The following is a 19,022-nucleotide window of genomic DNA, read 5'->3' as shown; positions in this document are numbered from 1 at the left end:
ATTGACGCCTACATGACCCACCGCAATACCCAGCCCACCCCCTTTGTGTGGACCAAATCCGCGCAGGAAATCTTAGCGAAAGTGAATCGGGCCAAGAGCGCTCTGGATAAGACAAGAACAGCATGAATCACTACACTAGCGAGGAATAGCCGGTGCCGAAGTCATCAATGGACAGGCTGAATCCCATGGTTTTGAGTTGCTGAAAGACCACGACCGCGTTCTCTGCATCCTGCATCGCAGTGCTTTCCGTCAGCTCCAGTTCCAAACGAGCGGGATTGGCCCCGGTCTCACGAACAATCGTGCGAATCGACTCCACGAGATTCGCTTGCTGAAACTGGACTCCCGACAGGTTGACCGCGATGGAAACTTCGCCGAGGCCGTAGGCCCCCCAGGCGACCTGCTGCGCGCAGGCGGTGCGGAACACCCATTGTCCGATTTGGTCGATCAATCCGACCTCTTCAGCCAGTGGAATAAACGTCATGGGAGATACCATGCCTCGTTCCGGGTGCTGCCAGCGGATGAGGGCTTCGACGCCGACGATCTCCCATCGGCGAATGTCGACCTGGGGCTGGTAATGCAGCACAAATTCGCTTCGCTCCAAAGCTTGGCGAAGATCCGACTCCAGACTCAGCCGTTCTGCCAAGGCCACGTTCATCGACTGGGAATAGAATTGATAGGTGTTCCGTCCCTTTCCCTGCGCCGCATGGACGGCCGCGTCCGCGTTGCGGAGCAGCGTGTCGACATCGTCGCCGTCCTGTCCGAGCAGCGCAATCCCGATGCTGGCGGTCACCACCACCTGACGGCCATCGATCTGGTAAGGGGCATTGAGGGATTCCAGGATCCGCTGGGTCACTTTCGCGGCGCTCTGTGCCGAAGCCAGATTGGTCAGGAGCACGGTGAATTCGTCCCCGCCCAGTCGGGAGAGTGTGATGGGCTCCTGATCGTCGTGGCGTGACACCGAGTCGGACTGTCGCACGCAATGGAGCAGCCGTTCGGCCACTTCGCGGAGAATCGTATCTCCGCATTTCGGGCCGAGTGTATCGTTGATGCGTTGAAACCGGTCGAGATTGACGAGGAGAATGGCGCCTTGTGTCTCGTGGCGTTTCTGGGTGGCCAGGGCCTGGGTCACGCGATCCTGGAACAGTTGGCGATTGGGCAACTGGGTGAGGCGGTCGTAGTTCGACAGGAAGTGAATCTGGGCCTCGGCTTTTTTCTGATCGGTAATATCCTGAATCGTCCCGACGACGCTGGTCGCGGCGCCGCCTTGTTCGAACGCCACTTCGGCATAGTGATGGACGACGCGCACGTCTCCTGTGGGCAGGTGGACCCGATGATCCTGGCGGAAGGGGGCGCCGGTGGCGATGGCTTGACGGATGCCGGACTCGACCGTCGGCCGATCGGTTTCGTGAATATGGCTGAGGAATTCCTCAAACGACAGCGCCGTGGAATAGGGATCCGCCTGGATGCCCAGAATGCGGAACGTTTGGGTGGAGGCGATAAACCGGTTCGTCGACAAGTTCCATTTCCAGTTGCCCAGGCGGGCGATCCGTTGGGCTTCGGCCAGACTCATCTCGCGTTCCAGGAGCTCTTCCACGGCCTGGCTGGCGCGCAGCATGTAGCGGACCCGATGGCTGAGCACGAGGGCATTCCAAGGCTTCGTCACAAAGTCGGTCGCGCCCGCGTCGTAGGCGGTGGCGATGGACTTCACATCGTCGAGGCCGGTCATGATGAGGATGGGCACAGAGGCGCCGCCCGGCAGTTTCCGGAGTGCCGCGCAGGTCGCGAACCCGTCCATCCCCGGCATGACGACATCCAAGAGGATGATGTCGGGAGTTTCCCGCTGAAAGGCGTCGAGGGCTTCCTGGCCAGTCGCGGCATCCTCGACCCGGCATCCGGCTTGTTCCAGCGCTTCCCGCGCGAGGACGCGTAAGGTAATGTCGTCGTCAACAATCAGGGCCAGTGGGGTGGAATTCATTTACGCCGCTCTCCTCTGTCGTTCACCTTCAAAGATCTCGCACGTGGCGGTGAAGGTCTGTTGTAACTGCTTCGTCAGCCGTTCGGCTTCTGTCCAGGCTAAGGTCTGCTCCCGCGCTCCTGTTTCCAACTGTTTGCAGAGATTCGTGACGTGCCAGGCTCCCAGCGTCGCACTGCGTGACTTCAAACTATGGGCAGTGTCTCGCAGCGAGGCGAAATCCTTCCCTGCGGCGGCTGCTAGTATCTTATCGACCAATCCCTGCGAATCCTTGAGATAGAGGCCGATGACTTTGGCCAGCAGGTCAGGCTGTCCGGGACGTTGGAGACTGGTGATGCTGTCCCAACTCTTTGGATCTACGGGAGATTCATTGGTTTGAGAGGCAGGGGCCGCTGGCGGAGCGGCTGATGCCTGAGCGGCATCCACCTGAGTCGGTTGTGACGGAGATGGCAGCCACCGGTGGATCACGGTCCGCAACTGTTCGATGGTGAAGGGTTTACTGAGGTAGTCGTCCATGCCGGCGGCCAGGCAGAGTTCCCGATCCCCCTGCAGGGCATGGGCCGTAAGGGCCACGATCGGAATTCTCGTGCCGGTATTCTGCTCCTGTCGACGGATCGTGCGGGTCGCTGCAAATCCGTCCATCTCCGGCATCTGGCAATCCATGAGGATCACCGAGAAGGGCTGGCTCGCAAGCAACTCGATGGCCTGTCGTCCGTTTTCAACGGCTGTGGCGGTGCATCCCAGCACCTCCAGCATGCCCAGTGTCACTTCTTGATTCACGGCGTTGTCCTCTGCGAGGAGGATCGAGCCTTGAGGCTTGGCAGGGGGCCGTTCTTCCTGCTCAGGATGGTGACGGGATGAGGAGACCTGGACGGTCTGTCCGGAGAGGGCTCGGTAAAGGTCGGACGGTCTCACGGGCTTCGTGAGGGTGGCCGCGATCAGCCCGGTCTGGTCTTCCGCCGCGTCCACACGTTCGACCGGCGTCATGAGGATCACGCGGGGGTGATGGTGCTGGAGCGTGTCGCGGAGAGCGCGAACGGTGTCGAGTCCGTTCATGCCGGGCATATCGAGATCGAGCACGACCGTGTCGTAGGGGAGACCGTCCTCCAAGGCATTGGCGAGGAGCTGCACCGCCGCCGTGCCTGATTCCGCGACGGTGGAGGTGGCTCCCCAGCGGCGCAGCTGGCGGTCCAGCGTGAGGCGGGCCGTCGGACTGTCGTCCACGACTAGGACGCGCTGGTTCGGCAACGCCTGTTTCGATTCCAGCGCACCGGTGCTGCCCAGGTGAGAATGGGCGAGATGCACGGTAAAGAGGAAGGTCGCTCCCGATCCCATCTGACTCTCGGCCCAGATTTCACCTCCCATAAAGGCGACGAGCTGTTTGGCAATGGCGAGCCCGAGTCCGGTGCCGCCGTATTTTCTCGTCGTGGATCCGTCGGCTTGTGCAAACGGCTGGAAAATGTTGCGCAAGGCGTCGGGGGTGATGCCGATCCCGGAGTCTTTGACCGAGAAGCAGAGGACCGATTGGTCTTTCCCCTCTGCAATACTGACGATACTCACGACCACTTCACCTTGAGCGGTGAACTTAATGGCATTGCCGATCAGATTGATCAGAATCTGGCGGAGTCGAGCCGGGTCGCCTTTGACAAAAGCGGGGACGCTGTCGGCCACATCGGCAATGAGTTCCAGATGCTTCTGATGCGCGGGGGCCGCAAACAATTCGAGCACGTCGTCGACCAGGATGCGCAGGTGGAAATCGGTGTGTTCCAATTCCAGTTTTCCCGCTTCGATTTTCGAAAAGTCGAGAATGTCGTTGATGATATCCAGGAGCGAGTTGCCGGATCGTATGATGGTGTTCGTCAGGCGCTGTTGCTTGGGGCTCAAGGAGGTTTGCCCCAAGAGCGCCGCCAGTCCGAGGACGCCGTTCATGGGGGTCCGGATCTCGTGGCTCATGTTTGCGAGGAATTGCGATTTGGCCACGCTCGCGGCCTCCGCGGCTTCCTTGGCGGTGATCAGCTCTCGTTCGACAATCTTGAGCGAGGTAATGTCTGAGGCGATCCCTAAGAATGAGGTGATGTGTCCTTCTGTATCTCGAAGAGCGGTGACGTTCAGCAGGACCGTCAGGCGAGTGCCGTCTTTCCGGATGTAGGTCCACTCATGCTCATTGGGCAGACCTCGCCGGCTTTTTTCGACGAAGACATCGAAGCCCGGTTCGATCGGGACGCCGAGTTCCGCCGAGAAGAGACGCGCGCGCGCCGACACCTCCTCCGGATCGTGGAAGACCGCGGGTGTCTGTTTCCCGATGAGCTCGTCTGCGCGATAGCCAAGTAACGATTCAGCCGCAGGATTGAAGAGGCGAATGATCCCATCGGGCGCGGTGGAAATGATGGCGTGGCCGGCGTTGTCCAGCATGGCTTTTTGAAAGGTGGATAGCTCTTGGAGTGCCGCCTCTGCTCGCTTGCGCTCACTGATATCGGCGATGAACGCGGTAAACGTGAAGCCTGCATCAATCTGGAGCGCGGTCACGGCCAATTCGGCAGGGAATTCCGCGCCATTCCGCCGAAGGGCCATGACTTCAATGCGCTGGTCGAGGATGGGTCCCGCGCCTGTGCGAAGGAAGGTCTCGATGCCTGTGTGATGAGCTGCGCGGAATCGGAGTGGAATGATCGTGTCTGCCAAATTCCGCCCGCAGGCCTCAGCGGCAGACCATCCAAAGATCGCCTCGGCTCGGGGATTCCACTCCACGATGGATCCGCGGTCATTGATCGTGACGACGGCATCCAGGGCCGAGTCGATGACCAGTCGCGTTCGGGCTTCGCTCCTGCGTATAGCCTCGTCCGCCTGTTTCCGCTCCGTGATGTCCTCCGCGATGCCGATGAGAAACTGCGGTTTGCCTGCTTCGTCGAGAATAGACAGTTTCTTGGTTCGGAGAATGCGGGTCCCCCGTGTTTTCGTGTGAATCTGTTCTTCGGGGATTTCGAGCAGCGTACCGCTGGCGAGGACTTCACGGTCCTTGGCGGTAAAGAAGTCGGCTTCTCCTGGGGGAAAGAAATCGTGATCGCATTTCCCTAGCATCTCGCTGCGGTCAAAGCCTGTCACTTCCTCCGCTGCTTTGTTCCAGCGCACGAACCGCAGCTCAGAGGCTTCTTTCACGAACAACATAATGGGCAGATGCTCGACGACCGAATTGAGGAAGTTCTTGGTGCGCTGGGTTTCAACTTCCGCCTTGCGGCGGTCGGCGGTTTCGAGCACCAGCGAGATGGTGTTGGCGACCGAGGTGGCGAACTGTTGTTCTTCCGCAGTCCAGACTCTGGCCGGTCCGATATGTTCGTGGCAGATGACGCCGACCATCTTTCCTTCCGACCGGATCGGGACATCCAGCATAGAGGTAATGCCGAGCGGAATGAGATAGCTGGCGGCGAATTCCGATGTCTTGGGATCGGTCTGGGCCTGGTTGGCGACAATGACATCTTCCGTTGCCAACTCCGCAAAGTATCGGGGGAAGCCGGTGGCGGGCAGTTCCGCTCCGTTTGAATAGGTTTCGGTCGCCTGCTCGAACAGGTCGGCGCAGCGAATGGCTGCGTGCGCGTCGGTGAAAAACCAGACGCTGGCGCGAGCCACGCGCAGACTCTGCGAGGCGACCCGCGTAATGACGTGGAAGGCGTCGGAGAGTTCTCCGCGATAGAGGTCGCTATTCGTGGCTAATTCCAGCAGCCCGGCTTGCACCCGTCGGAGCAGCGCTGCGCTCTCTGTCCGTTGTTCTTCCGCCTGTTTCTGGGCGGTGATATTCCGGAACACCAGCACGGCACCGTTCACGACGCCGTCAGTTGAGATGGGCGTGACGACGAGCGAAATCGGCATCATCTGGCCGTCGCCCCGCAAGAGAATGCCATCATCGGTGCGGAAGGGAATGCCTTGTTCGAGCGGCGGGATCGAGGTGTCCGTGATGAGGCATTCGTGGCTGAACTCTTCAGGGCCCGGCGAGAGGAAGTGGTACACCGGCTGGCCTGCCAGATTCGCCAGAGGCGCGCCGAGCAACTCTTCGGCCAGCGGATTCATGAGGACGATCTTCCACTGCGTATTGACGACGCAGAGCCCGTCGCCGAGCGAGTGGAGGACGGCTTCGAGTTTGTTCCGCTCCTCCGCCAATTCTGTTTCTCCGGACCGCCGGAGGTCTTCATACAGCCCCTGCATCTCTCGGGAGGTGACGTCGAGGGATTGTTCCAACAGGGCTCTGCCTTGATCGTTTTCGACATAACTCTGACTGACGCGATCCAGCATGGCCTGCCAGCCTGCCGGGTCCGTCGGGCACGTCGCCGGGTCGAGGCCCAGTCGTTTCAGTTGTCGTCGCAGGAGTGGATGCATCGTTAGCCTCAGGCGGCCTCTGAAATCGTGGTCAGGGTCATGGTCTGGTTGTGGAGATCGCAGTGTCCCGTGCTGTAGGGCGAGATCTCGCCATAGGAATAGAATCCGATCTGTGCCGCGCCTTTGGGCAACACATCGAAGGCCGCTTCGACTTCCTCTTCGGTTCGTTCACCCAGCACGAGCCGCCGTCCGACGCAGCTGATGGCAATCGAGAGCGTCGGCGAAGGCTCCGGGTTCGGTGCGGCCGCCGCAGTGGCCGCGTCGGAGGCGCCCTGAATCAACCGGTCGAAATTGGCGCGCATAAACTGGGCATAGGCTCCCTCCGGCATATCGCCAGCAAACGTGAGGGACTGAGCCGCCTCGTCGACGGCGAGGATCGTGCGGACCAGACGTTTGGTGTCCTGTTGCGTCTGCCGGATCGCGAGAGGAAAAAGGAGCGCGGTGCCCGGCAGTCCATTCGCGAGTTCACCCAGGTAGTCTTTGTAGAGTTGGAGCGCCGGCTTCTGGTTCAACTCATAGAGCACGTTTCCTTTGGAACGGGTGATAAGCCGTTCCGGTCCGAAGAGATCCCATCCGCCTTTGGATCCGTGGGTGAGCCGGATCGCGGAGCCATAGAACCCGACTGCTGTGACATGACCAGCGACCGGAAGTCCGTCTTTAATGACCCAGGTCCGCTTAAACCGGTCGCCGTCGCCCGCCAAGCCTCCCGAGACCACCACCTGTGCCGGGAGTACCGCGTTCAGTCCACGGATCAGTTCACTGCCATTGACGCCCAGTCCGTCGGAGAGCACCAGGACGCCGCGGAGCGCGGGATCCATCAATTGATGTGCAAGCGCCTGTGCCGCTTCGAAGGAATGGCCTGGATCGGTAACCTGAGCCGACGCAGTACGGACGGTGGTGGAGTCGAACTCTACGAGTCCGACGACCAGGGTATCGTCCTGAACTTGCGTGCCGAAAATTTCCCCTGAGCTGGAGCAGCCGATGGCCGCGGCGCCGGCGTAGGCGGTCAGGACTGTTTGGATGGGGCCCGGAGCGTCCATCAAGTGGGAAGGGCCGAAGAGAATAACGAGTGTCCGCGCAGGATCCTTGAGAGGATGGCTCGCGATTGGAGTTGGATGAGTTGCGGGATACGTGAAGGTCGAGAGTTTCATGCTGCCTCCTCGGCTGTTTGAGAAAGTTCTTGACGGAAAATGCTGCAAGCCTGCTGGTACTCGCGTTCCAGGTCCGGGATCAGTTCCGCCGACCGCGTCCCTTGTCCGTTTCGACAGGCGGTCTCGATCTGGCCGGCAAGTTCGGCCAGTCGGCTGGCGCCGAGCATGGCGCTCGACGATTTCAGCGTATGGGCCGGGACGATCATGGCCTGGTGATTCCCTTCCTGAAGCGCCTGGCGAAGCCCATCGACCTGCGTCTGAGAACTCGTGAGATAGAGGCCGATCGTTTTGTGCAGCAGATTAGGCTTCCCCGGTCGTTGGAGCGCGGTGATGGTCGCCCAGGCGGTGCGATCGACGTGTGACACTGGCGACGGCGGTTGCTCGCTGGTCCCAGTCGTTTCTGTTGTCGTGGGGGGCAAAGATGCCTGAGCCGGGATTCGGGGGAGACGCCAGTGGGCCAGAAGGTCTCCCAGTGCTTGTTGGGAGAAGGGTTTGCTCAGGTAGTCGTCCATTCCTGCAGCCAGACAGCGTTCGCGGTCTCCGTCCATCGCGTTGGCGGTGAGGGCGATGATCGGGATTCGTGCGACCTGGGTCTGTTGTTCTCGATCCCGAATCCTCGCCGTGGCCGTGAATCCATCCATGACGGGCATTTGGCAATCCATCAGGATGAGGTCGAAGGAATTGGCGGCGGATACTGTCAGCGCCTGCTGGCCGTCTTCGGCGACGGTGACGTCATAGCCGAGGATGTCGAGCATGCCGGTGGAGACCTCGCGGTTGACGGGATTGTCTTCGACGAGGAGCACGCGCCCCAGAGAGGACCGTAGCGTGGCTGGTGTCGGAGCCGGAACCGGTTCGGGTGGTCGATCGATAGCCCCCTGTCGGAGCCGACGGAGGCAGTCTCTCAGGAGAGATTGGCGAACGGGTTTCCTGAGCCAGGCGGCAAATCCAAGCGCCTTCCCGTCTCCCCCGTGTTCCTGGCTGTCGACGGAACTGAGGGCCAGGAGCTCCATGTGGCGGGTGCGCGGATCCTCCTTGATGGCGCGGGCGAGCATGATGCCATCCATGTCGGGCATGTGAATGTCGAGAATGGCCAGGTCGATCGGCGGCGTCCCCGCGCGCTCATGCAGGACGGCCAGGGCGGCAGCCCCGGATTCGGCGCAGATCGTGTCGGCTCCCAAGGCCGTGAGATGGGCCTCCAAAATGTCACGATTGATGTCATTGTCATCGACGACCAGGATTCTGGTGTGATGCAGGAATCGGGTATCCGGTGCCTCCTGTGGGGCGTGCGGTGTGCCCTGTCCCAGTTGGATGGTGAACCAGAAGGTCGAGCCCTTGCCAGGCGCACTCATTACGCCGACCTCTCCACCCATGAGCTCTACCAATTGTTTGACGATGGCGAGACCGAGGCCGGTGCCCCCAAAGCGTCGCGTAGTGGATCCGTCGGCTTGAGAGAATGCGGTGAAGAGCCGCGATTGGACCTGAGCGGGGATGCCCAACCCGGTGTCGGCGATCTCGACCTTCAGGGTGAGTGCGTCGATCCCTTGGTTTACGCAGGTAACCCGGACCGCCACGTCGCCGCTGGGGGTGAACTTCACGGCGTTCCCGACCAGATTGAGCAGAATCTGCCGTAGGCGTACTGGGTCGCCAAGGACATTGTCAGGAATATCGGCGGGGATGTAGCAGGTCAACTCCACCCCTTTCTTGCCCGCCGGCTCGGCGAAGAGGTCCACTGCCTCCTCTATCGTGTCCCGGAGCCCGAATTCCATCTGTTCAAGCTCGAGCTTGCCGGCCTCAATCTTCGAGAAGTCCAAAATGTCATTGATGATGCCGAGCAGGGCGGTTCCCGAGCGGTGCACGCTCGTGGCAAGATGCCGTTGCTTCTCCGTGAGCGGGGAGTTCATCAGCAATTCCGCCATGCCGAGGACGCCGTTCATCGGGGTGCGGATCTCGTGGCTCATGTTGGCGAGAAACTGAGACTTGGCGATGCTGGCCGCCTCGGCGGCTTCTTTGGCGATTTGGAGTGCGGCGACCGTCTGGGTCAGTTCGGAGGTGCGCTCCACGACGGTAGCTTCGAGCGTCTCTTGATGGCGGACTTCCTGCTCCTTGGCCTCTCGCAGTTTTCCGACCATGCGATTGAACGAGTGCGCAAGGTCTCCGACTTCATCGCGCGTGACGATCGTTAACGGTTGAGCCAAATCGCCTTGGGCGACTTTTTGCGTGGCGTCGCGAAGCGTGCGAATCGGCGCCGCGATCCGACGGGTCACGACGAGAGTCAGCCCGATACCAAGCAGGATGACGAGCGATGCCGTGATGCCTGTGGACGCAATGGTTTGTACGATGGATTGCTCAAGACGTTGCTTCCCTAAACCCAGACGAACTGATCCGATCGCACTCGGTTGAGTGGAGGCCGCTGAAGGGTCGACGAAGAGGCCGCCGGAATCCGCCATCGGTTTCGTCGTGACGGGGACTACGAACTCGATGAAGGACTGATTCGTTATCATGCTGCGCGCGTTGGCCGTGCCAGCCTCGGGGCTAGCCTCAAGAGGCGGAGTCCCAGGCAACGGGATTGGTTGCCCGTCTATTGATTTCCCGGCCAACACCTTCGAATCCTTTCCCCGGATTTCCACATAGGCAAAGTCGGGGTCGACGCTCAGGCTCTCGACAAGCTTCAGGAGGTTGTCGCGATTCTCCGTGAACACGCCGTATTCACTGTTCTGCGCGATCAAGGCCGTGAGGATCTGGCCGCGATGGATGAGACCCTCGGAGGTCGCCGCGATCTGTTGCCTGACCAGGAGCCCGCCGATGACCACCGCGGCGCAGAGAATCAGAGAGCCGGTCAGCAGGTTGAATTTTGTCGCGAGTGTCGAGCGCATCGTGCCGGTGTCCTGGGTTCGGGTGTTATCGGAAAACGTGTTGAGCCCCTTCGATAATCGCTTGCGGGACATCAATCTTCATGTGATCGGCCGTTTTCAGGTTTAGGGAATAGACCACTTTTCTCGGCGGGACCGGCGGCAGGGTGCCGGCCTTGGCTCCTCCAAGAATTTTGAGCGCCAGTTCGCCGCATTGGGCCCCCAGATCGGCGTAGTCCCGGTCCAGTGAGTAGAGGGCGCCGGCTTTGGTCCACGAGGTGGTCAGTCCGCTGAGCGGAAGGCGGTGTTGCATGGAAAACAGGAGAATCGGTTCGGCCGTTTGCGGGGAGAGCACGACCTGGTCGCTGAGCCCCCAGAGGATGTCGGCATCTTTGCCGAGACTGTCGAGTGCATCGGGGAGGGCGCGCGGTGTCTCGACTTCGCGCGAGACCAATTTCAATCCCATGTTGCGGGCAATTTTGGTGGCGGCCTCGATCCTGGCGCGATTCTCCTTCGGATTGTACAACGCGCCGATCGTGCCGGCGCCGGGCACGATTCGCTGGAGCCATTGCAACTGGATCTCGAGGGGAAACTCCACGCCGATTCCCGTGGCCCGGCCGCCTTTGAGCAGGTTGTCCGGGTCCACGACTAATCCGGCCACGAGAGGGATGTCGGGGAGTTCCTTAAGCGCAGCCTGTGTGGCCAGGGTCCCGATCGTCAGGAGCAGCTGTGGAGACTTGGTCTTGATGGCAGGAAACAGGTCACTCACTTTGGCAGCGCTCCCCTGAAGGCTATAGGTCTCGAACGAAACCGACCCGGCGTGCGATTCCAAGTGCTGGCGAAACCCCTTGGCCAGGTCTTGATAGGGGGCCGCGTCCTGGCTGGCGATGATGACGACGCGAACATCGCCTGCCTGCACCGTCGTGCTCAGGAGCCAGGCGAGCAGCAGCGCCAGTGCCAGCCGTTTGAGTGATGTCGTTTTCAAGGAGGATTCCATATTCGTCCGGCGCCCGCTCCGCTAGAAACGGTACTTAAGTTTCACCCAGAACGTCCTCCCATCCTGGTCGATGACATTCTGTTGGTGTTCGCCGGCTCCCGGGTATCCGTATTTTTGATTCATCAGATTGTTGAGGTGGGCGGAGAGTTCCCACCCCTTCACGAACTGCTGGCTGAATAACGACACGTTCAGGATCTAGAAGGGACTGGCGTTGGTTCCCGCAAGCGTCAATCGTGAACTGGTATAGCGTCCCTCGAAGCCTGCGAAAAGCTTGTCCCCGATCACCGGGACAATTACATTGGCCTTTACCAGATGCTGAGGGGAATTGGTCAGATCCTGATTCGTTTGATCGTTCTCTGTGCGTTGCAGCGCATAGCTCAGCCGTCCTTCGAGGCCGGAAGCCCATTTGCCTTCCATGGTAAGTTCCGCGCCCTGAGCAGTGATGTTTTCCACATTGCTGTAAAAGAGCAGCGAATCCGCGGGGTCGGTCGTCTGGGTGATTAAGCCGGAAATGTTGTATTGGTAGAGGCTGCCAAGTATGCGGAGGTGATGGCCCAAGTATTGCTCGACGACGAATTCCAGCGTCTTGATCTTTTCTGGTTTGACGTTGGGATTGGCCTTATTCGTAGTTGATGCCACATAATATTGCTCGAAGGGATTGGGGGCCCGGAAGGCCTGACCGTACAGCAGTTTTACCGTGGTCTTATCCCAGGTGGAAATGATTCCGGCCCGCGGATTGGTCGTACCGCCGAACGTACTGTACTGGTCGTGCCGGACTCCTGCGTTCAACACGATGTGATCAGTGATTGCCCATTCGTCCTGCGCGTAGACGGCGATGAAATTTGACCGGCGCTTGTCGTCGAGGTAAGTGGCCGGAGGCTCGATGTCTGCATTGCCTTGGTTTAGCCTGAACTGATCTCGATACTCCGTCCCGATCGTGACTTTGTGGCGGTCGAACAGCCTTTTCGTGGCCGTGAGTTCAGCTCCCCACCAGTCGGCCTGCGCAAAATCTCTATTGAGAGTAAAGGGAGGCGTGCCGGTCCCGGCGTAGTCGAGCGGGAATATGCCGCGATAATAGTAGCGATCGTAATAGAGCCGGGCCTTCAGATTGAGCTGGTTTGCGAAATCATGCTGATAGACGAGATCGAGATACGATCGTTCGTCGACAGTATTGTGGCGGTTGTCATTGAACACCGTTTCAAAAGCCGCGGTCGGCACGGTCTTCTTCCGCCACTGATGTCCGCCGGTAAGAGTGACATCCCCCAAGGAGAACTTTCCCATGTAGTAGCTCAAGCTGTCGCGATCTGCGTCCTTGGCGATGCCGTTATTCACGCTGGAGAATGCCGGATAATGAAGTTCTCGATGGCCTTCGCTGTCCGACAACGAGCCTGATAGGAGCATCTCCACCCCGTTGGAGAATTTGTTGCCGTAACTGAGCCGGCTTCTATAGGTGTTAAAGCTGGACGCTTCTCCCGACACTTCCGTGCCCTTGAGATCCCGTCCCCGTTTCGTGATGACATTGACCACGCCAAGGAATGCGTTGGTGCCGTAGAGCGAAGAGGCCGGACCTTTGATGATCTCCACACGGTCAATTAAATCGACGTCAATCGGCATTTCTGCGCCGGCCCCGCCCTGGTCGTACACGGCGTCGTTGAGCCGGTGGTTATCGACTAATAGCAGGATGCGGGTGGTGTAATCGCCCGGCCGGTTGAACCCTCTTACTCCCGTGTACCCATAATTCCGGTCATTGTTGGTATAGAAGCCCGGGACACTGTCGAGAATTTGGGCGAAGTTCCGATAGCCGTATTTCCTGATTTGTTCGGCCGTAATGATGATGACGGCGGCTGGCGCCTCGCTCACCTTCTGGTCGTACTTCGCCGCTCCATAGACCGAGGGGATTTCGAGAAAGAGTCCCGCCTCTGGGGATGTCGCCTGCTCGGTGGTGATCGGATCGAGCGGCAGATCCGTTTGCGCCATGGCAGAGGTCGCCATGAGGCAGAGGACGACGCAGCCGACGCGGGTTGTCTTGGCTCTGAACATGACACGACTCCTTCATTGCCGTTGGCGCTGATCATTCAGCGTGCGAACAGACTTCTTGGACATACCGGAGCCCTGCTTGCCGGTCGGCTCGGTCGGCAAGCTGGTTTGCCCTGGTTCTCCGTAGTTCTTATCGGAAGAGGTGCAATGAAGCTGAAGCGCGCTGGGTAGGGGCGGGTGGTATGTGGCGTGGGCGTTGACGCGAAGGGGCACGCCGACCTCTGCTGACACCCGGCAATCGGGCGTACGTGTCCGTTCATCGGTGCTTGCTGACGGCAACTTGAGGGCAGTGAAGGGTGGTGTGATTAAGAAAACGAAACTTAGGGGTTATTCCGATGGACTGGGTTGCGGGTAGATGAGGAAGAATGTTCCGAAGAAAGCGGGACTTGAAGGAAGGGGACGACTAGGGATATTTCGCTTCGATCTTGCTCGACAACCCTCCGCGTGCGGTGAATCCGCCGGTGACTGTGGCCCAGACGGGCCTGCAGGACTTCACGACATCGTGGAGAATTCGATTGACGGCGTTCTCATAGAAAATGCCGAGGTTGCGGTAGGCGTGGATATACATCTTGAGGGACTTGAGTTCGAGGCAGGCTTTGTTGGGCCTGTAGTGGATGGTGACGGTGCCGAAATCGGGCAGGTTGGTTTTGGGGCAGATCGCGGTGTATTCGGGGATCTCGATCGTGATCTCGTAGCCCTTATACTGGTTGGGGAAGGTTTCAATGTCGGGCAATGGCGCCTTGATGCCGCTCTTGGCATGCCGTTCGTTGTAGCCCAGTTTCGTGGTCTTCGATCTGCTTCGCGCCGCTACACGTTTCACGAGTCACGCCTCATGTCTGCTAGAGTTGTTTCATCCAATCGGTCTGCCCGATTTTCTCGAGTTCAATAAACATCGACACCCAGGGGCATTTCATTTCCGGATAGACTTCGCAGAGGCCGCCTTTGCGCACACCCCCGCAGGGGCCATGGGCCATGAACTTCGGGCATTCGGCCTTGAGCGTGTGATCCGGGATGGGAGGGCGCTTGTGCACACCGCCGACATGGGTTCCGGCATCGTCTTCGCCGGGAATCAAAACTCGATTTGGCATAGTTCGTCAGTCTAACCGGATTGGCGGTGATCGGCAATCATCGAGAGGAAATTCCTCCGGGAAGTTTCCACTGTATCCCGGAAACAGGTTCTCCTGGGGGTTCTTGTTGGGGCGAATGGCCTATCCGGTCTGCCTGGGCCTAGGCCTTCTTTCGGATGTCGTGGGCCTTCTGAGAAGTTGCGTTGAATATCAGGACGTTATAGTATTTTCACAGTGCTGGGAGTTTAGGGGCTGATCGGAATATATAATTGACAGTCTTTTTTCAGCTTTGCTAGGATGCCGTGGCACAATTGATCGATCAGACTCGAATGTGTGTTGTCCATCCTCATCGTCCTACAGGGTTTATTCGTCTCTCGCGATTGAGTTGAACCATACGCAACGGTTGCCGTTGCAGTGACATAAGGGAGGTGCCTGATGAGTCTCGATTATGTGAAGTTTACAAACGGCTTCGAGAAGTTCATGCCGAAAGAATATCGGGATATGGTCGAACATGGTCCGTTCGGCAAGAAGGTTTCCGTCTCCCAGATGGGAAGTTTCAAGGAGATTTTAGAAGAGCATCCGATGTGCGCCGGCTGTGCGATGACCTTGTTCATCCGCCTGGCTATGATCGCCGTGCCGAATCCTGAAGATACGATCATGGTGGGTACTGCCGGATGCGGTCGTTTGGCGATTTCGCAGGCCGCGATCCCTTTCGTGTACGGCAACTACGGCGACCAGAATGGTGTGGCCAGCGGGTTGTCTCGCGGTCTCCGCCTCCGGTTCGGCGATAAGCCGAAGGATGTGGTCGTGATGGCCGGCGACGGCGGCACGGCCGACATCGGATTCCAGCAAGTGTTGCACTCCTGGTTCCGCAAGGAACGATTCACCACGATCATGTTGGATAACGAAGTCTACGGAAATACCGGCGGTCAGGAAAGCGGTATGACGAGCCGTGGCGCGGTATTGAAGATGGCCCCCTTGGGCAAGAAGTTCGAGAAGATGGATATGTTGCAGATGGCAAAGGTGGCCGGATGCGCCTATGTCGCCACCGTCGTCCCGAACAATCCCCGCCGTGTCGAGAGCGTCATCAAGAAAGCCGTGCTGATCGCCCGTGAAGTGGGCTCTGCTTACATTCAGGCCTACACCTCCTGCAACATTGAGTATGCGATTCCGACCGACAAGGTCATGGAAGACGCCAAGACCGTTGAAAACGATCGATATCAGTTCACGGAATATGTCAGCGAAGAAGCGAAGCAGTACTTGGCTGAGCGTTATGGCTATAAGGAATTTCTTCCGAAGCCGGCCGCTCCCGCAGCCGCTATTCCCAACAAAGCATAAGCCTGACCGGTAAGGAGGATTGCCCATGGCAAAGCGTTTCAACATTCGGATGGCAGGCGTCGGTGGACAGGGTGTCGTGACAGGATCGCACATCCTGAGCACCGCGGTCATCAACGCCGGCGGGGAAAGCACGATCGTTCCGTTCTACGGATCGGAAAAGCGCATGGCGCCGGTCGAGAGTTATGTGCGGGTCTCTGATGAACCGATCTACGAGATCGGCGAAATCACGTTTCCCCACATCATCATCATTTTCCATCCGCAGGTTATTACGCATGGTAAGTCCTACACGATGCCCTTCTACTTCGGTCTGAAGGAAGATGGGATCGCGCTGATCAATAACGATGGTCCGATGAACCTGCACAAGGACCAGGCGGCTGAGCTGAAAGAGCGTCGCGCGAAGCTCTACTACTTCCCGGCAACGAAGCTTTCGTTGGAAGTGGCGGGGATGGACCTTGCCACGAACATGGCCTTGATGGGCTGCATCGGAGCGATCACCGGGTTGACGAACATGGCCGGCTTGGAGCAGGCCGTGAAAGACCGGTTCCTCGGAAAAGGATTCGTCGTTTCCGGCGGAACGGCGGCGTTGGATAGCGTGGTGGAACGAAAGTTCAAGAAGAAGCAGGAATTGATTGATAAGAACGTGGCCGTGATGCGGGCCGGTTGGAACTACGCCGTTGAGCACGGATGGGCGGCTCCCGACGTGAAACGTGTCGAGACGCCAGTCGCCGCCGCTGCCAGTGCGTAATAGCGATACAGAAGGAGTTTTCCATGTATCTCGTAGCTGATATCAACGTTGAAATTTGTGCCGCAAAGAGCTGCAAGCTCTGCACGCAGTATTGCCCGGAAGCCAACACCATCCAATATAGCGAGGAGATGGGGAAGGACAAGGGTTTCAAGTACGGTTCCGCGTACGTGGCGGTGGATCGTTGTAAGGGTTGTGCGCAGTGCGTGTGGGTCTGCGACAACATGGCTAAGAACAACGCCATTAAGATGATCATGATCGATCAATTACCGTTGGCCGCCATCACCGACAATATTACCTATGGCGACAAGAGCACAACGGCGGTTTTGGTAAGCCCTAGCGTCTGATCATTCGGCAAGAAAGGGGAACGGGCGTGGCAACAACGCAAGATAAGAGAGAGAGAATCATTGTTCCGGGGCCGGCTGGATTTCATCCTCCGTCCGCTGCACAGCTTGGTGTGTCGCTGCCCGATCCAGGCGAAGGCTTGTTTTACGGACTGCTGGAACCCAATGAGGATAAGGTCATCGAAGAGATGGCCCGGAAGATGTTGACCAGTCCCAACGCGACGCTCTTCCCAGGGCCGATGGTGTTGTGGGCCTGGAACGAACATGCGATTGAAAAGGCCAAGGCCACGCTGGAAATTGCCGCCCAGATTCCGAACGTGATGATTATCCCGATGCCGGACTACCGGCCCAAGTATCCCAAGATCGATCCGGAAGAGGTCATCAATCCCAATCACCCGAATTTGACGATTTGGGGAAATAAGATTGAGGCTTGTATCTTTATCGGCGTGCATTGTCATTATGCCAATCTGACGTTGAAGATGATCCGTGCGGGGACGAATTGCTGCACGATGGCGATCTGCGCCGAGCAGGGCCACGAAGATGCCATGTTGACGATCCGCGATTCGGATGTGCTCAAGCTGAAAAAGACCGCGCAGATCTTCAAGAAGATTCGTGAGGAAATGGGGATCAAGTTGCCGGAAAACGGCGAGAATGTTCGGTTTACCGGAACGCAGTCCAAAGTCCACGGTGGAAAGACCCACACCAATCCGTTGACCTTTATGCCTACGGTTGCCGGAGTCGGCAGCGCGGGTACGTTTGGCCATTCGGCTGAACAGATGAAGCGTGAAGGGTAAGGATCGGGATCACGGGCGCTATAGCCAAGAGGTGCAACGATGAGCGAAGCTGAAGTCAAAACAAATCCCCCGGGTGCTCCTGCTGCCACTGTGGCGCCGGCTAAGAAAGATCCGCATGCCGAAGCCAAACGACAGAAGGTCGTCAGCCCTGAGTACTTGTTTCACGAGGCCCCGAGGACGAAGGAATTTATTACGGGCAGCGAAGCCGCGAAAGAAGCCATTCGCCGGTCGAATGTGGATCTGGCCATTGCCTACCCGATTACGCCTCAGAGCGAAACCATGCAGCTCGTGGGTGTGCTCTACGGCGAAGGATATGTAAAAGAATACTATCGCGGTGAGGAAGAAGTCGGCGTCATGGCCGCCATCGCCGGAGGATCCCGCGCAGGCGTTCGCTGCTATACCGCCACTGCGGGACCTGGGACCTTGAGAGGTCTCGAAGGCATTGCCTCGTGGCCAGGCCATCGGTTGCCGGCCGTGGCGATGTTCACCTGCCGCGTGGTCAATGCTCCGCTCGCGATTCAGCCGGATAATATTGAGGTCTCCTATCTCCTCAATTGCGGTATGATCGTGTTCCATGCTGAGAATCAGCAGGACATGTTCGATTTCACGATGGCCGGGTTCGTCATCAGCGAGAAGAACGATGTGACCCTGCCGGTCGGTGTCTGCTGCGATGGATTCTTTGTCACGCATGCTCGTGGCTATGTGCGCATGCAGGATCGCAGCATGAAGCTGCCTCCGCGTGAAGCATGGCGCGGCGCGGTGCCCGTCCTCGATGCGGAGAATCCTCCCGCGCGTCTCTCGCGCGACGCCCCGGTTCAAAAATCGAACTTCATGGCCTACAACATTCACGCGGTCTGGCAGCAGGAAGTGTGGGCTGCGGTTGAACGATCCCGCAAGTATATCAATCAGTATATGGGCGGGTTGCTCACGGCCGAAAATGTGGACGGTGCCGAGGCTGTGATCATTGCGTCAGGAAGCGCCGCCGCTCAGTCCCGCGAAGCGGTCCGTATTTGCGCAGAAAAGGGCATTAAGATCGGCCTGATCAAGGTACGTTCGTTGCGGCCGTTCCCGACGCAGGAACTGCGGGAGCTCTGCAAAAATGCCAAGCTGATCGTGGTGCCCGAGTTCAATTATGTCGGTTGGCTGGCCAAGGAAGTGGCGACCGCGATTTATGGCTATTCCAAGGCCAAAATCATCGGTGGGCCGCGGGTCTATGGTGGGCAGTCCATGCCGGTCGAATTGATTGTGGACGAAGTGGAGTCCGGACTCACCGGTAAGAAGTCCACGAACGTTGCGATGTCTTCTGTCATGGGCGGGGCCGTCAATCAAGACGACGTGTCCCATTTCATGCGCAGCATTTAATCGA

At 58.7% G+C, this 19,022-nt stretch carries 12 protein-coding genes and 1 pseudogene; 5 read left to right on the top strand and 8 right to left on the bottom strand.

Annotated elements, in window-relative coordinates:
- Positions 1 to 130: 130 nt before the first annotated feature.
- From Q7U39_11675 to Q7U39_11640, 8 genes and pseudogenes are all read right to left on the bottom strand, one after another.
- On the bottom strand, positions 131 to 1,975 hold the full coding sequence (locus Q7U39_11675; protein MDO9118609.1) for an EAL domain-containing protein: 1,845 nt from the start codon (positions 1,973 to 1,975) through the stop codon (positions 131 to 133).
- Positions 1,976 to 6,337: a PAS domain S-box protein gene (locus Q7U39_11670; protein MDO9118608.1), complete on the bottom strand. Its 4,362-nt coding sequence runs from the start codon at positions 6,335 to 6,337 to the stop codon at positions 1,976 to 1,978.
- Between the two features lie 8 nt (positions 6,338 to 6,345).
- Positions 6,346 to 7,488 (bottom strand): FIST C-terminal domain-containing protein, encoded by a 1,143-nt coding sequence (locus tag Q7U39_11665; protein MDO9118607.1) that lies wholly within the window; start codon positions 7,486 to 7,488, stop codon positions 6,346 to 6,348.
- Positions 7,485 to 10,433 (bottom strand): response regulator, encoded by a 2,949-nt coding sequence (locus Q7U39_11660; GenBank protein ID MDO9118606.1) that lies wholly within the window; start codon positions 10,431 to 10,433, stop codon positions 7,485 to 7,487. The genes Q7U39_11665 and Q7U39_11660 overlap by 4 nt, the downstream gene beginning before the upstream one ends.
- Positions 10,387 to 11,322: an ABC transporter substrate-binding protein gene (locus tag Q7U39_11655; GenBank protein MDO9118605.1), complete on the bottom strand. Its 936-nt coding sequence runs from the start codon at positions 11,320 to 11,322 to the stop codon at positions 10,387 to 10,389. The genes Q7U39_11660 and Q7U39_11655 overlap by 47 nt, the downstream gene beginning before the upstream one ends.
- A 33-nt stretch (positions 11,323 to 11,355) precedes the next feature.
- Positions 11,356 to 13,311: pseudogene (locus tag Q7U39_11650) on the bottom strand (TonB-dependent receptor).
- 463 nt (positions 13,312 to 13,774) lie between these two features.
- Complete coding sequence (queF, locus tag Q7U39_11645) at positions 13,775 to 14,191, bottom strand: preQ(1) synthase (GenBank protein ID MDO9118604.1); 417 nt, start codon at positions 14,189 to 14,191, stop codon at positions 13,775 to 13,777.
- Between the two features lie 19 nt (positions 14,192 to 14,210).
- Positions 14,211 to 14,459: a methylenetetrahydrofolate reductase C-terminal domain-containing protein gene (locus tag Q7U39_11640; protein ID MDO9118603.1), complete on the bottom strand. Its 249-nt coding sequence runs from the start codon at positions 14,457 to 14,459 to the stop codon at positions 14,211 to 14,213.
- Between the two features lie 414 nt (positions 14,460 to 14,873).
- On the opposite strand from Q7U39_11640, the gene Q7U39_11635 reads away from it, so the two are divergent.
- Genes Q7U39_11635 through Q7U39_11615 form a run of 5 tightly spaced genes read left to right on the top strand, consistent with a single transcriptional unit; the run spans position 14,874 to position 19,018 of the window.
- Positions 14,874 to 15,776, top strand: a complete 903-nt coding sequence (locus Q7U39_11635; protein MDO9118602.1) for a thiamine pyrophosphate-dependent enzyme — start codon at positions 14,874 to 14,876, stop codon at positions 15,774 to 15,776.
- A 25-nt stretch (positions 15,777 to 15,801) separates the two neighbouring features.
- Positions 15,802 to 16,521 (top strand): 2-oxoacid:acceptor oxidoreductase family protein, encoded by a 720-nt coding sequence (locus tag Q7U39_11630; protein ID MDO9118601.1) that lies wholly within the window; start codon positions 15,802 to 15,804, stop codon positions 16,519 to 16,521.
- A 23-nt stretch (positions 16,522 to 16,544) separates the two neighbouring features.
- Entirely contained in the window at positions 16,545 to 16,865 is a 321-nt protein-coding gene (locus Q7U39_11625; GenBank protein ID MDO9118600.1) for a hypothetical protein, read from the top strand.
- Positions 16,866 to 16,891: 26 nt separating this feature from the next.
- Positions 16,892 to 17,656 carry a carbon monoxide dehydrogenase beta subunit family protein gene (locus Q7U39_11620; GenBank protein ID MDO9118599.1) on the top strand — a complete coding sequence of 255 codons (765 nt, stop codon included), beginning with the start codon at positions 16,892 to 16,894 and terminating at the stop codon, positions 17,654 to 17,656.
- Between the two features lie 39 nt (positions 17,657 to 17,695).
- Positions 17,696 to 19,018, top strand: a complete 1,323-nt coding sequence (locus tag Q7U39_11615) for a transketolase C-terminal domain-containing protein (GenBank protein ID MDO9118598.1) — start codon at positions 17,696 to 17,698, stop codon at positions 19,016 to 19,018.
- The last annotated feature ends 4 nt before the right edge of the window (positions 19,019 to 19,022 follow it).

Source organism: Nitrospira sp. (assembly GCA_030653545.1).
GTDB lineage: Bacteria > Nitrospirota > Nitrospiria > Nitrospirales > Nitrospiraceae > Nitrospira_D.
Note: the sequence above shows the minus strand (reverse complement) of the source record. Positions and strands in the feature narration are given on the sequence as shown.